13 protein-coding genes are annotated in these 14,423 nt (G+C 58.6%); 5 read left to right on the top strand and 8 right to left on the bottom strand.

Annotated elements, in window-relative coordinates; translation table 11 throughout:
• Window position 1 precedes the first annotated feature (1 nt).
• From DXT96_RS16450 to DXT96_RS16440, 3 genes are all read right to left on the bottom strand, one after another.
• On the bottom strand, window positions 2-1,921 hold the full coding sequence (locus DXT96_RS16450) for a beta-N-acetylhexosaminidase (protein WP_153515555.1): 1,920 nt from the start codon (window positions 1,919-1,921) through the stop codon (window positions 2-4).
• Window positions 1,922-1,965: 44 nt separating this feature from the next.
• Window positions 1,966-2,748 carry an SDR family oxidoreductase gene (locus DXT96_RS16445; RefSeq protein ID WP_153515554.1) on the bottom strand — a complete coding sequence of 261 codons (783 nt, stop codon included), beginning with the start codon at window positions 2,746-2,748 and terminating at the stop codon, window positions 1,966-1,968.
• A gap of 83 nt (window positions 2,749-2,831) precedes the next feature.
• A complete protein-coding gene (locus tag DXT96_RS16440) occupies window positions 2,832-3,695 on the bottom strand; it encodes a MurR/RpiR family transcriptional regulator (RefSeq protein ID WP_153515553.1) in 864 nt (287 codons plus the stop codon).
• Window positions 3,696-3,938: 243 nt separating this feature from the next.
• Here DXT96_RS16440 and DXT96_RS16435 point away from each other — a divergent pair, with 243 nt between their 5' ends.
• The gene (locus DXT96_RS16435; RefSeq protein ID WP_153515552.1) at window positions 3,939-4,424 is read left to right on the top strand and encodes a hypothetical protein; all 486 of its coding nucleotides are present in this window, start codon (window positions 3,939-3,941) and stop codon (window positions 4,422-4,424) included.
• Between the two features lie 152 nt (window positions 4,425-4,576).
• Here the strand turns inward: DXT96_RS16435 and DXT96_RS16430 are convergent, their stop codons facing one another.
• From DXT96_RS16430 to DXT96_RS16410, 5 genes are all read right to left on the bottom strand, one after another.
• Complete coding sequence (locus DXT96_RS16430) at window positions 4,577-5,689, bottom strand: ABC transporter ATP-binding protein (RefSeq protein WP_153515551.1); 1,113 nt, start codon at window positions 5,687-5,689, stop codon at window positions 4,577-4,579.
• A 187-nt stretch (window positions 5,690-5,876) separates the two neighbouring features.
• Complete coding sequence (locus tag DXT96_RS16425; protein ID WP_149900557.1) at window positions 5,877-7,109, bottom strand: extracellular solute-binding protein; 1,233 nt, start codon at window positions 7,107-7,109, stop codon at window positions 5,877-5,879.
• Window positions 7,110-7,147: 38 nt separating this feature from the next.
• Window positions 7,148-8,005, bottom strand: a complete 858-nt coding sequence (locus tag DXT96_RS16420; protein WP_149900556.1) for a carbohydrate ABC transporter permease — start codon at window positions 8,003-8,005, stop codon at window positions 7,148-7,150.
• Window positions 8,002-8,886 carry a carbohydrate ABC transporter permease gene (locus tag DXT96_RS16415; protein ID WP_149900555.1) on the bottom strand — a complete coding sequence of 295 codons (885 nt, stop codon included), beginning with the start codon at window positions 8,884-8,886 and terminating at the stop codon, window positions 8,002-8,004. Before DXT96_RS16415 ends, DXT96_RS16420 begins: the two co-directional genes overlap by 4 nt.
• A 12-nt stretch (window positions 8,887-8,898) precedes the next feature.
• Window positions 8,899-10,080, bottom strand: coding sequence for a Gfo/Idh/MocA family protein (locus tag DXT96_RS16410; RefSeq protein ID WP_153515550.1), 1,182 nt, complete (start codon window positions 10,078-10,080; stop codon window positions 8,899-8,901).
• Between the two features lie 439 nt (window positions 10,081-10,519).
• Here DXT96_RS16410 and DXT96_RS16405 point away from each other — a divergent pair, with 439 nt between their 5' ends.
• From DXT96_RS16405 to DXT96_RS16390, 4 genes are read left to right on the top strand one after another with little or no spacing between them, the layout of a single operon-like run.
• The gene (locus DXT96_RS16405; protein ID WP_149900552.1) at window positions 10,520-11,275 is read left to right on the top strand and encodes a GntR family transcriptional regulator; all 756 of its coding nucleotides are present in this window, start codon (window positions 10,520-10,522) and stop codon (window positions 11,273-11,275) included.
• Between the two features lie 26 nt (window positions 11,276-11,301).
• On the top strand, window positions 11,302-12,324 hold the full coding sequence (locus DXT96_RS16400) for an SIS domain-containing protein (RefSeq protein WP_153515549.1): 1,023 nt from the start codon (window positions 11,302-11,304) through the stop codon (window positions 12,322-12,324).
• Window positions 12,321-13,487, top strand: coding sequence for an N-acetylglucosamine-6-phosphate deacetylase (nagA, locus tag DXT96_RS16395; protein ID WP_153515548.1), 1,167 nt, complete (start codon window positions 12,321-12,323; stop codon window positions 13,485-13,487). The genes DXT96_RS16400 and nagA overlap by 4 nt, the downstream gene beginning before the upstream one ends.
• A gap of 3 nt (window positions 13,488-13,490) precedes the next feature.
• Window positions 13,491-14,417: an ROK family protein gene (locus DXT96_RS16390; protein ID WP_149900549.1), complete on the top strand. Its 927-nt coding sequence runs from the start codon at window positions 13,491-13,493 to the stop codon at window positions 14,415-14,417.
• Window positions 14,418-14,423 lie beyond the last annotated feature (6 nt).

Raw genomic sequence — 14,423 nt, 5'->3', positions numbered from 1 at the left:
CTTAATAAACCGGGCTCAAGGGAACGATGGCAGAAAACCGCAGCCAGTCCTTCTGCGCTTTCGGCGTCCATGCCGCCTCGGCGATAGCCGGCAACCGCGGGAAAACCAGATGGTTGAAATAGGCGCGATTGAGGAAATGTTCGGACCAGATGCAGGCTTGAACACCTTTCATCCGCTCCTTCAATTCCTCCGGAAATTCACCGACTGCCTCATAGGCATAGGTATGCGAAGGCGGAACGGTGCCGGCCCAGCTCGCACCCGGCTCCTGCCAGGCTTCATCCTGCACCATGTCGAGATAATAGGCCTGACCCGGCGTCATCACCACATCGTAGCCCTGACGTGCAAGCTCAAGACCGACTTCCGGCTTCTGCCATGCCATCAGCAATGTTCCAGCCGGATCGACACCGCCGCCGTGGGAAACCTCGTCCCAGCCGGCAAGCTGGCGGCCGCGCTCATGCAGCATCCCCTGAATGCGCTTCATGAAATAGGATTGAATGCCGAAGGTGCCATCCAGCCCCTCCTTTTCCATCAATGCCTTGGCAAGCGGCGAGGCCAGCCATGAACCATCCGCAACCTCATCGCCGCCAATATGGATCAGCCGCGACGGGAACAGCTCCACCATCTCGTCGAATATCTTGCCGAGGAATTCATAGGTCGGCTCGATGGCCGGGTTGAGCGCATTGTTCGGATATCCCTGCACCGAGCGATAGCTGTCGGGCGCTTCCTGCCCGTCCGTCAATTCCGGATAGGCGACGAGAGCCGCCGTGCTGTGGCCGGGAATATCAACCTCCGGCACGATTTCGACATTCAACGCGGCCGCGTGGGCAACGACCCTGCGCACGTCGTCCTGCGTGTAATAGCCCGAAACAGGCTGTGCTCCATTGCCAAGCTGCGGCAGAAGCGGCGCATCTGGACCACGTGTTGCGCCGACAGTGGTCAGCAGCGGATAGGCCTTGATTTCGAGACGCCATGCCTCGTCATCCGTCAGGTGCCAATGGAACCGGTTCATGCGCAGCCATGCGAGAATATCGATGAGCCGCACGACATCGCCGGTCGGATAAAACTGCCGCGAGACATCCAGATGGCAGCCGCGCCAGCTGTAACGCGGCGCATCGCTGATGCTGCCGGACGCCGGGAACCGGAATTTGGGATCGATACGCGCGCCATGCAGCAATTGCGCCAGAACCGTCAGGCCATATTGCAGACCGGAAGCGGCCGAATATTCCACAATCACAGCATCTTCGGAAAAGGTGATGCGATAACCTTCTGCTTCAAGCCCGCTATGCTGCTTGAAATGAAGCGGCTTTCCCTCATGAACCGGCGCAAGGCTGAAAGGCACGTGCCCCACGGCAAAAAGCCTGCGGAACAGGGAAAGCACGGTTTCCACCGCAAGAACCTCTTCCGTGCTTGCGTCTTCCGTCGGGAAAAGCGCGACAGGAAAACCCTCGCCCGGCTCGGCATTGATTTCAGCGGGCCATGGCTGAATGGCGAAAGGCAGGTCGAGCTCGCCTTCCGGAAGCAGCACCGGCGCTGGCTCGCTATGACGCCCATCCAGCATCAGATCGCCGACATCGACGGCCCGATGCGTGCCATCGGCAAGGCTGACATAGGCGGATTTCGCCCCGTCGGTGCGATGCCGCGCAGGCCTCAGGAGGCCATCGACGGTGAAGCGCCAGGATTTCCCCGCTTCGAGGACGAAACCGGCTGGCGGCGCAAACTCATGGAAATTGGCATTGCGGCGCAGATAAACGGCATTGCCGCAAACCGGCTTGTCCACCGTCCGCGTCAGCGAGGTGTAGACGATGCGAAAATCCTTCAGCGGTTCGCGGGAAAGATTGACCAGCGTGAACGTAAAGCCGCCGGATGCGGACTCTGCGAGCGGATGCCATGAATTTTCAAGACGATAATTTGCGAGCGCCATGATGCTCCCCTTCATTGCGTATTGAGCCCGTGAAAGGGCTTCGATCAGTAGTGTTCGGATTGCGAAAAAGTCCGGGCCAGCGGCGCCTGCCCCGCCGTCAACCCGCAATCGACCGGCAGGCACACACCGCTGATGGCCTGTGCCTGTGGACCGGCCAAAAAGGCAACCGCGCTGGCCACATCTTCGGGCCGTACGATCCGCTGCAGCGGATACCAGTGCTTCGCCTCCTCAAAGACCTGCGGATTGCTGGCTGCCCGTGCTTCCCATGCCTGCGTACGCACGGTTCCGGGTGCCACGGCGTTAGCGCGAATGCCGAATTTGCCGTATTCGACGGCGATCAGCTTCGTCAGATGGATCAGCCCGGCCTTGGCCGCGCTATAGGCCGGATGGCCGAACACCGCCATGCCGTTGACCGAGGTTATGTTGACCACCGACCCCTGTGTCCGCTTCAGCGCTTCCTCGAAAGCCCTGAAGCAGAGAAACGGCGCTTCCAGATTGAGGGCATTGTCCTTGCGCCATATGTCGGCGGTCGTGTCATGCAGGCTCACGGCCCTTGCAGCACCCGCATTGTTGACGAGGGTCGCGACATCACCCAGTTCCGCAACCTCGGCGGCCAGCCGCATAAGGTCCTGCGGATCGGTGACGTCACAGGTCTTCGCAACGAAGCCGGGACCGGAAAGCAGGGAAAGCGCCTTGGAAAGGGCGTCGGCATCGATATCGACGAGCACCACCTTCGCATGGCTTTCAGAAAGTGCCGCCGCAATCGCCCGACCAATGTCACCTGCCGCGCCGGTAACGACGGCGAGCTGGTCTTTCCTGTCCTTCATCTCCTACCACTCCCTTGAAGCTTTCCGACCCGCCAAAGGGCGGGATTTCAGGCAATGCAGCCCATGTTTTTCGTCAGCCGCCCTCAGTCACCGAGCAATTGCCTGTCATCCGAATCGCGATGTTCCACGAGCTGTTGCTTGATGTGACGCAATGTCACCATCGATCTTTGCCGATGGTGATAAGCAGCAAGCGTCGCCAGAATATCGACGGCCGCCAGATAGGCGTAACGCGATGAGGTCGGACGGAAGATGTTGTTTCCTTCGGGCACGTTGACGGCCACAACGATATCCGCAGCCACGGCAAGCGGCGTGTCACTCTGGGTCAGCGCGATAGTGGTCACCCCCATGTCCCGCGCCAGCCTGAAACACTTCACCAGTTCCATATTGCGACCGGAAAAGGAGGAACCGATGATCACGTCTTCCTTGCGTGCGGCGGCCGTCATCATCAGTTGCATGCTGTGATCGGCACTGGTGGAGACACGCAGGCCAAGGCGGAACAGCCGATTCTGGATTTCCGAGGCGATCATCGAGGAATTGCCGCCGGCACCAAAAGCATAGATCATGCCGCCATTGGCGATCGTGATCGCCGCTTTTTCGGCAAGGGCGGGGTCGAGCGTCTTGTGCAGCAGGAAAAGCGCTTCCTGCGCCTTGGCAAGCACCTCTTCCGCGACATCCGACGGGGCGGTGCTTGATGGTTCCGAGGTGAGATAACGAATGCCCACATAAGCGGTCTTGGCGAGACTGACCTTGAAATCCGAAAAGCTCAGACAACCCACACGACGGCAGAAACGCGTCACCGTCGGCGGAGAAACCTCGGCACGGGCCGCAAGCTCGATGATCGAGGCATTGACGGCGAATTCGAAGTCCGAAACCAGAATATCGGCGATCCGCCGTTCCGATTGCGAGAACTGCCCCCTGTCTTCCTGTATTCTTGCGAAAATATCCATGTTCACCGGTCTCCGTTCCGCCAAAACTTAAGGCTTGGCCCCGTTACCGATGCATCCTAATCCAAGACGCCCGTCAACCGTACATACCCATGAATCGCCCATCTTTTGTCCCGATGACGACACGCCGCACATCCCTGATTTGAAAATTATTTTCTTTGTTGATTGCGAGATGAGCATATGCCAACAATCTCCGCCAGAGAAATCTCCAAATCCTGAAAATAATTTCAACAACGGACCACAACCATGCGCGATCCATTCAAAAACCCCTTTGCTGAAACAGACACCGCCCGCCATTTTATCTGGGAAATGCTGGTGACGCGGGACATCGATGCGTTCCTCGCCGCCGACTGGTCCCAGGTCGCGGATGATTTCGTCGAGGACGGCTTTCTCGGCATCAACGCCAATCGTGAGGCTAACCCGGACAATTGGCGCCTGTCCTTCCCGTCGCTCGCCGCCTATCGCGACGAGTGGCTGAAACAGGCCAAGGATTTTCAAACCCAGCAATTTGCCGAAGACCCGAGAGGCGCCATCTTCACCACAACCACGCTGGAAGAGATCGAGGTGGAAGGCGAAACCGCGCTGGTTCGCAAGAAGTTCAACGGCGGGCTTCGCAAGGCCGACGGCAGCTTCGACGTCATGAAATGGCAGACGCTCTATTATTGCCGGCTGCATGAAGGACGCTGGAAGATCAGCGGTTTCACCGGTTACATGCCCAATCCCATGCCGTGACCGCGCGGGCATGCAGGAAAGCTTCGAACGCCGGGCCAAAAGCCCGGCGTCATTTTTTCGTCTGGCAGCGACGACGGAAACCCGCCGGAAATGCATCGCATCAGAAACAGCCGGGCGCGGGAAAACAGATTTCATAGCCCGGTTCCTGCCCCTTATTGGATAAGCTTGAGGACTGAAAGGTCGACGCGCCGTTCCAGCGCAATGCCACTTTCATCAAACAGGTGGCAATCCGATACCTTTATGCCGGTGATGATGGGTTCATCGACGACAACAGGCGCAGAACCGGAAAGCAGCGCGCAATAGTTCTCACCCGTCGGGGCGATGCCATAAGCGATCGTATTCACGCCAAGCCGCTCGATGACGCTGGGCGCGAAGTTGACGTTGAGGTCAGCCGTTTCGAGACCCGTATGTTCCGGGCGAATGCCAAGCGTCAGTTGCCTGCCTTCGAGGCCGGCGCGAGGCTCCACCGGCACGGTGATCGTCTGACCCTCATATTCGACAGTCACGCCCTCGGCGCTGACGGATTTGCAGGTGACCTTCAGGAAATTCATTTTCGGATTGCCGATGAAGCCCGCCACAAACAGGTTCGCCGGCTTGTGGTAAAGCTCTAGCGGCGCGCCGACCTGGGCGATTTCACCGGCATTCAGCACCACGATGCGGTCGGCCATGGTCATGGCTTCCACCTGGTCGTGGGTGACATAGATCATCGTCGCCTGCAACGTCCGATGAAGATTGGTGAGTTCGATGCGCATATCGGCGCGAAGCGCCGCATCGAGGTTGGAAAGCGGCTCGTCGAACAGGAATATCTTCGGTTCGCGAACGATGGCGCGGCCGATTGCGACACGCTGGCGCTGGCCGCCGGACAACATGCCGGGACGCTGCTGCAGGCGCTGGTCGAGTTGCAGGATCTTGGCAACCCCCTCGACCTTCTCCCTGATCTTGGCCTCTTCCATCTTTTCGACGCGGAGCGGAAAAGCGATGTTTTCGAAAACCGTCATATGCGGATAGAGCGCATAGGACTGGAAGACCATGGCGATGCCGCGTTTGACCGGCGGTAATTCATTGACCTTCACGCCGTTAATGACGACGTCGCCGGCGGTAATATCCTCAAGGCCGGCGATCATGCGCAGCAATGTGGATTTGCCGCATCCCGAAGGGCCGACAAAAACGACGAACTCGCCATCCCTGATGTCGAGCTGAACGCCCTTGATGACTTCGAAATGTCCATAGTTCTTGCGGACGTTGTTGAGATAAAGCTGACCCAAAACTTGCCTCTCCCGTCACCAGCCGACATCAGGCTGCGCTCAGAGACGTTCCGCAATGCGAGAAAGACCGCGCTTTACCGGAACCGTTGAAAAACACGAGAAGCCCCTTCCGTCACAGCGGCTGGCATTCTCGCGGCGAATTTAAGAGGTTGCGGGCGACCTGCGCCCGCAACCGTCGCATTGTGGATTATTTATACTGCTCGAGAGCGGCAGAAGCCTTCTTCGCGGCATCCTCCGGGGTCGCCTTGCCGGTCACGACAGACTGCACCATCTCGATCATCGTATCCTGGAAGCCCTTGTAGTCGGTGAAGAGCGGCTCGGGACCACCATAGGCGATACCGTCGATCAGCGGCTTCCAGAAGGGGTCCTTGGCGATAAATTCATCGACCTTCGGCGACGGACGCAGCGGAGTGAGGCCAGCGCCGCCCTGCAGCTCATATTCGCCCTGCGGGCCGGGCGAGGTGATGAACTTGGCGAATTCGGTCGCCTTTTCTTCCACGCCGGTTCCCTTGAAGATCGCCAGGCTGTCGGTGATGAGCAGCGTGCCGGGACCCTTGGCTTCCGGGCCAAGCGGCAGCGTTGCGATGCCCCAGTTGATCTTGGTTTCCTGCAGGCGGGTGGCAGCACCCGAACCGGCCTGAATCATACCAACCTTGCCATCGAGGAAGATGGCGCGGATTTCGTTCTGCTCATAGGCCGTCGGACCTTCGACGGAATAGGGCGTGATGTCCTTGTAAGCCTTCAGCGCTGCGAGAACCTGCGGGCTGTCGACGGTGATCTTGTCGCCATCGATAACCTTGCCGTTATTGGTGTAAACCCAGTGCATGAACTGGTGCATGGTGTTGTCGAAGGTCTTGGCGGGCAGGCCATAACCGGCAATGCCGGTCTTTTCCTTGATCTGCTTGGCGAAGGCGATTTCTTCGGCCCAGGTCTTCGGCGGCACTTCCGGGTCTAGGCCCGCCTGCTTGAACAGGTCCTTGTTCCAGTAGAGCGCCTTGGTCGAGAAAGCGACCGGCACACCCCACTGCGTGTCCTCGAAAGTTACTGTGTCGACAATGTTAGGGTAATAGGTCTTCTTTTCGTCTTCCGTCATCGGCACCGGAACGATGAGATCGTTCTGTGCGAACTGCTTCAGCGTGCGCGAACCGACATAGGCCATGGCGACCGGCGTGCCGGCAGCGGCGAGCGTCGTTGCCTTGTCCTGGCACTGCGCCCAGCCAACGACTTCCGGAACAACCTTGAAGCCGGCATTCTTGCCTTCCCATTCCTTGATGTATTTTTCATGGATTGGGTCCATCTTGTCGCCGCAATAGATCCAGCTGATCTCCTTGTCGGCGGCATGTGCCGTCACCGTCGTAAGGGCAGTGGAACCGGCAAATGCGAATGCGCAAAGCGCCAATCCGTAATGTTTCAGTGCCATAATTAGTCTCCCGTTTTGGTGGTCGTTCCTGTTGTTGTTTATTTCACCGCGCCGGCGGTAAGCCCGCTGACGAGATATCGTTGCATGAAGAAGATCACGATCATGGCCGGCGCAATGCCGACGAAGCTGGCCGCCATCAACTCATTCCAGATGACTTCCTGACGACCGAAATAGGCGAACAGGCCGATGGGCAGCGGCATATATTCGGTCTTGGAATTGAAGGTGAGCGCGAAGATGAACTGCTGGGCGTAAGCGCCGATGAAGGTGGTGATGGAGACGACGGCGATGCCCGGCATCGCCAGCGGCAGGATCACCCTGCGGAAGGTGTAGAAATAGCTCGCACCGTCCACATAGGCCGCCTCTTCCAGCTCTCGCGGAATGCGCAGCATGTAGGTGCGTAACAGCCAGATGGCGGTGGGGATCAGGAACGCGGCACCGGGAATGATCATCGCCAGATAGGTGTTCAACACGCCCATATTGCGCATCAGCCGGTAGAGCGGGATCAGGAGCACCGCGCCGGAAAACATGTTGATCGCCAGAAACGCGCCGAGCAACTGTCCGCGACCACGAAACTGGAACCGGGCGAAAGCATAGGACGCCGGAACCACCAGAAGGAGAACGATGATGGTCGAGATCGTAGAGATGAAGAAGGAGTTGAAGACGTAGCGAGCAAAGCCGGGAACACTGACCCACATGGTTCGGTAGGCCTCGAAGGATCCGTTTTGCGGCCAGAACTTGTAGGGCGAGGAAAACAGCAGACTGAGCGGTTTCAGCGAAACCAGAAAGCCTTCCACGAAGGGCGCCAGCACGAAGGTTAAAAACACCGCGACGCCACAATAGATCCCAACGATTTCATACCACCTGTAACGGTTGATCATCGCATTTTTGTCGGTCATCGGGTGGCCTCCTGCGAGATACGGCTGGTGATGCGGAAGTAGAAATAGGTGAAGATCGACAGGAAGATGCAGATCAGCACGGCGCGGGCCGCACCTTCACCGTATTTGTAGGAACCGATCGCCGTTTTGTAGGTATCGATGATCATCGTCGTCGTCTGGCCGGTCGGGCCGCCCTGCGTCAAAATCCAGATGATGTCGAAGGAATTGAAGGTCGAAATCAGCGAGATCATCGACATGGTGATCATGGCAGGCAGCATCAGCGGCAGCGTGATGCGGCGGAAGCGATAGGCGCGGCTGGCGCCGTCCGTCCAGGCCGCCTCGTAGAGGTCCTGCGGGATGGCCTGGATTGCAGCCAGCAGATACAGCGTCACCATAGGCACGCCGATCCACACATCGGTAATGATCGTCGCCCAGAAGGCCGTGTTACCATAGGCCAGGAACGCGACCGGGCCGTTCACCAGACCGGTGTTCTGCAGCACCCCGGAAATCATGCCGAACTGACCGTTATACATCCAGCCCCACATGAAGATGCCGATAGCCATCGGCACGATCCATGGCGGCATCGTCAGGATGCGAAACAGCGCCCTTCCGGGAACGGCCGAATTCAGCAGCACTGCACCAAATGTGCCGATGATCATCTTTATCGAGACGGAAAAGAACGTCCAGACAAAGGTCCGCGTGATGACATCGGCAAAAGTCGCGTTGAAGATTTTCTCGTAGTTGATGAAGCCTATCCAGTTCGTCGTTTTTCTGAGCGACGCATCGGTAAACGACAGGATGAAGGTATCGACGAGCGGATAAGCAACGATAACCGTGATGTATAGGAGCGCCGGCAGAAGAAGAAGCCAGGCGAAGATAACCGCGCTGCGTTTCGCATCCATCGCAGCGCCCCCTTAAGCCGATTTCACGGCGGGCGATTTTGGCTGCCCATGGAGCGCCAGGTCATATTCATCCCAGACCGGCTTGAGGTCCACCACCTTGCGGCCGTGACGCGCTTCATCCATGGCAAGCGCCAGAATGCCGGCCTCGATCGCATCAAGTGCGGAAACCGGCAGGGGCTCACCCTTGACGATATGGGCGATTACATCCGCTGCCATCTGCTCGTCTGCGCCATAATGCTGGGAGAGCGTGGTTGCCGCCGAATAGGTCTTTGCCACGGTCTTTTCGTTGGTCCGGGCATTATGCACATTGAGGAAGCCGCGCACGAAGTCGCCCTCCGCCATGCCCTTGGCGCCGATCACGCAGAAACGGCGAAAATCGTCGGGAACGTTGAGATTGGTATGGAAGGCGAGCGACGCGCCGTTTTCATATTCAACGATCGCCGTCTGGTAGTCGATGATGTCGCCGTCGCTGTCGAAGACCTTTTCGGAACCCATCCAGCCGCTCGGCTTGCGGTGGTAGACTTCCATGTCGTTGATGCCGTCATTTTGCGGAGCATTGGCAATTGTGAAGCTCTTGCGTCCGCCGAAACTCGATACGTACCGCGGCCGCGCACCGACGACGCCATTATAAAGATCGAGATCGTGGCAGCATTTTTCCAGCATGAAGGAGCCGGAATAATGCTCGTAACGCCGCCAGTCGCGCATGAAAAACGCACCATGATAGGGCGGAATATGTTCCGAGGCCTCGATGGAAACAACATCGCCGAGCTTGCCTTCGGCCTGCGCGGCGCGCAGATCGCGGTAGAGCGGCGAATAACGCAGGACAAGGCCCACCAGCAGCCGCTCATGACCGTGCTTGTTGAGCAATCGGGCGAGCTCAAGGCTTTCCTCAATGCTGACGACGATCGGCTTTTCACTGAAGATGGTGCAACCGGCCTCAAGCCCGAGACGAATATGCTCAAGATGCATATGGTTCGGCGAACCGATCATCAGAAGATCGAATTTTTCGTTGGCGATCAGCGCCTCGGGGCTGCCATACGCCTTGCCGACCGAAATGCCCTTTTCCTGAAGACCCGGCAGACCAGCAGGAGCGGGATCGACATAACCGACGATCTCGAAATCCTTGTCGATTTCATGAAAAACGTAGCCCAGATAACCGAGACGGAATCCGAGTCCGATAATTCCCACCTTCATGAACTTTGTTCCCTGTTCATTCGTAATTCATTTTCGCAGAAGTGACCATTTCTACGTCGGCCATTCAGTTATCTGCGATAATTTCCTGCCACGATGAAATTAATTTTCACGACGGTCAAGTTAAATTCGATTTCGCACGCCCAACTGAGGACTGGAGACCGATTTTTCCCAGCGATACGGATGCGCAACAGGGCGCCGCCGATCACCGCTGCGAAAACAATACCAAAAAAATGCCAATCGTCTAGAGCAATATCTACAACCGGAAAATTTTTTTGGTTAATGGACAAATTTCAGGCGTAAGGCCTCATTTTTTGGCAAAATATCGAATAAACCCCCTATTAATCGTACAAATTCGCTAATGGTTCTATTTTGGTATTGCCGATTATGGCGCGTATGGTATAGCCAGAATTGGCCAGATTAGTTGTGACAGAGGTTATGGATGAACGGGGCAGTGCTTAATCTGGATGACCTGCAATCGGGAGGCGGCGGCCCGCTCTACCTGAAACTGCGTCAGACGATTGAAGACGCCATCAATGCCGGCCGCCTGAAGCATGGCGACGCCCTGCCGCCCGAGCGCGACATCGCCGAAAGCGCTTGTGTGAGCCGCGTGACGGTGCGCAAGGCGGTGGACGATCTGGTGCGCGACGGCCTTCTGGTTCGCAGGCACGGTTCCGGCACCTTCGTCGTCAAACCCATCACCCGCATGCAGCAGCCACTGACCAAGCTTACCTCGTTTACGGAAGACATGCGTCGCCGGGGCATGGCCGCAAGCACGCGCTGGCTGGACAGGGGTTTGTTTTATCCGACCGGCGACGAGATGATGGCGCTCGGCCTTTCCCAATCCGCCATGGTGGCGCGGCTTACCCGCTTACGCCTTGCCAATGACCAGCCGATTGCGCTTGAAGTGACGAGCCTGCCCGGTGATCTTCTGCCCGACCCGCAGATGGTCGAGAACTCGCTTTATCTGGAGCTTGAGAAAAACGGCATTCGTCCCGTCCGTGCCATTCAGCGCATTTCCGCCCGTAATCTCACGGATGAGGAAACGCTGCTGCTCGGCGTTCCGCCGGGCTCGGCGGCGCTGTCCGTTCAGCGCATGGCCTATCTGGAAAGCGGGCGGCTCATGGAAATATCCCGCGCCCTTTACCGCAGCGACGCCTACGACCTCGTCGCCGAACTGACGATGACCTCAGAGTGAAACACACCGATCAAGGACATGAAACGATGACAACCCTGATGCGCCAGGAAATCAACGAGATTCCCGATGCCGTCGCCCGTCTGCTGGACAATGCGAAAAATGATTTTCAGGAAGCCGGCAGCCAGCTGAAAGCCCGTGACCCGGCCGTTATCGTCACCATTGCGCGGGGTTCCTCCGACCACGCCGCGCATTTCCTGAAATATGCGATCGAATTGCAGACCGGGCTGCCGGTGGCGTCGCTTGGGCCTTCGCTCGCCTCGATCTACCAGACGAAACTACGGCTGGAACGGGCGGCGGCCTTCGCTGTCTCGCAATCGGGCAAAAGCCCTGACATCGTTGCGCTGGCGGAAAGTGCCCGCAAGGGCGGTGCGCTCACCTTCTCCCTCGTCAACACCCTGCCTTCTCCGCTTGGCAACGCAGCCAATCAGGCCATCGATATCCAGGCGGGACCGGAAAAAGCGGTTGCCGCGACCAAATCCTTCGTCAATTCCATCGTTGCTGGCCTCGCGATCCTTGCCGAGTGGACGGAAGACAGCCTGCTCGCCAAGGCGGTCAGCGCCCTGCCGCAGAATTTCGCAAGAGCCGTTGCACTCGACTGGAGCCAGATCGCCGAGGCGGTGAAGGGCGAAGAATCGCTTTATATGCTGGGCCGTGGCCCCGCCCTTGCCATTGCCGCAGAAGCCGCGCTGAAATGCAAGGAAACCTGCGAGCTGCATGCGGAAGCCTACTCCTCGGCAGAAGTCATGCACGGCCCGGTCTCGCTGGTCGCACCGAAATTCCCCATCATCGCCTTTGCCGCGCGCGACCGCGCCGAGACCTCGGTGACGGATATCACCGCAAATCTCGCCCATAAGGGCGCAAATGTTTTCGTCACATCCGCAAAAGGCAGCCCGGCCAAACCCCTGCCCTTCGTGGAAACAAACCATCCACTGACCGATGCCCTGTTGCTGATCGCGCCGTTTTACGGCTTCATCGAGCAATTGTCGCGCGCGCGCGGCTTCAACCCGGATGCGCCGGCGGCATTGAAGAAGGTCACGGAAACCCAATGAGTGGCATAAAGGCATTTGTCGGCGCCCGCATTTTCGATGGCGCCACATGGCATGATGGCAAGGCGCTACTGACCAGTGGCGGGCATGTTATCGCCACCTCACACAACGTGCCTGCCGAAGCCGAAGTGATTGATGCGAACGGGTTGCTGATCGCGCCGGGCTTCATAGACCTTCAGGTCAATGGCGGCGGCGGGGTCATGTTCAACAACCAGCCGGATGTCGCCGGCATCGCCCGCATTTGCGCCGCCCACGCCCAATTCGGCACCACGGCGCTGATGGTCACGCTCATCACCGACCGGCCGGATGTGACCTCCAAAGCAGCACAGGCGGGCATCGCCGCCGTTGCGGCCAATGTGCCGGGTTTCCTCGGTCTGCATTTCGAGGGGCCACATCTTTCCGTCGCACGCAAGGGCACCCATGAGCCGGCGCTGATCCGCAAGATGGAGGCAGCCGATCTAGACGTTCTAACCGGCTGTAAGGCGCAGCTTCCCTTCGTGCTGACGACCATTGCCCCGGAAAATGTGTCGGTGGAGCAGGTTGCAGCACTCAGGAACAAAGGCATCGTCGTCAGCCTCGGCCACACCGACAGCGGCCTCGACGTGGCGACGGCCTATGCTGATGCCGGCGCTTCCATGGTGACCCATCTCTTCAATGCCATGAGCCCGCTCGGCCACCGCGAACCCGGTCTGGTGGGAGCCGCACTCTCGAACGGAAAACTTGATTGCGGGCTGATCGCCGATGGTTTCCATGTCGATCCCGCGGCAATCGGCATTGCGCTGCGCGCCAAGAACGGCCCCGGCCGCATCTTCCTCGTCACCGATGCCATGTCCACCATCGGCACGGGTGATGACGGCTTCGAACTGAACGGCCGGCGCGTCTATCGCAATGGCGGACGCCTGACACTTGCCGACGGCACGCTGGCGGGGGCGGATATCGACATGCTCTCCTGCATCCGCTTCATGCATGAGAAGATGGACACGCCGCTGGAGGAGGCCTTGAGAATGGCCTCCACTTATCCGGCAGAAGCCATCTGTGCGACGGCCAAGGGGAAACTCCAGCCCGGTTTCGATGCGGATTTCGTCGTGTTGACACCTGACCTTCAAATGCATTCCACATGGATCGGTGGAGAAAAAATCCACGATGCTGCGCGTTCCGGAGCCTGAACAATGATCGTTTGTTTCGATATTGGCGGAACGACCATCAAGGGGGCGATTGCTTATGCCCCGGATGATATTCGCCCCGTGCCGCGCATACCGACGCCGAAAACCAGTTTCGAAGACTTCGCGGCCGGCCTCAAATCCGTCATCGACAATAGCGGCGGCACACCCGCCTGCGTGTCGCTGTCGATTGCCGGTGTCATCGATCCCGAAACCGGCAAGGCCACCGTTGCCAATATTCAGAGTATCCATGGCCGGGTGTTGAAGGACGAGTTGGAAAAAGCTCTGAACCTTCCCGTCATCGTTTCAAACGATGCCGATTGTTTCGTGATCGCCGAATCGGAAATCGGCTCCGGACAGGGCCATCGTGTCGTCTTCGGCGTCATCCTCGGAACGGGTGTCGGCGGCGGACTGGTCATCGATGGCAGGCTCATCAACAGCGACGGTGGTTTCGCCGGCGAATGGGGCCATGGACCGGTGGCAGCAACCCTGGCCGGCAACCCGCCGGTAGCGCTGCCGCGTTTTGAGTGCGGCTGTGGCCTCACCGGTTGCGTTGATGCCATCGGCAGCGCCCGTGGCATGGAAAAGTTGCACCTGCATCTTCACCGGCAGGAGATGACCAGCGAGGACATCATCTCCGCCTGGCAGGCGGGCGATGCGCAGGCTTCAAGAACCATCGATGTCCTCATCGATATTCTCGCCTCGCCGCTGGCGATGGTCATCAACGTCACCGGCGCGACCATCGTGCCTGTCGGCGGCGGGCTTTCTAATTCAAGGGAACTTCTGGCCGCTCTGGACGAAGCGGTCAGAAGCCGCGTTCTCCGGCGTTTCAACCGCCCGCTGGTCGTGCCTGCCATTTGCCGGATCGAGCCGGGGCTGATCGGCTCTGCCGTTATCGGCCTGAAATATGAGAAGGAAATCGCCCTCCCTGCCTGAGCGGTC

It is taken from the genome of Agrobacterium sp. ICMP 6402 (assembly GCF_009498615.1).
Taxonomy (GTDB): domain Bacteria; phylum Pseudomonadota; class Alphaproteobacteria; order Rhizobiales; family Rhizobiaceae; genus Agrobacterium; species Agrobacterium burrii.
Note: the sequence above shows the minus strand (reverse complement) of the source record. Positions and strands in the feature narration are given on the sequence as shown.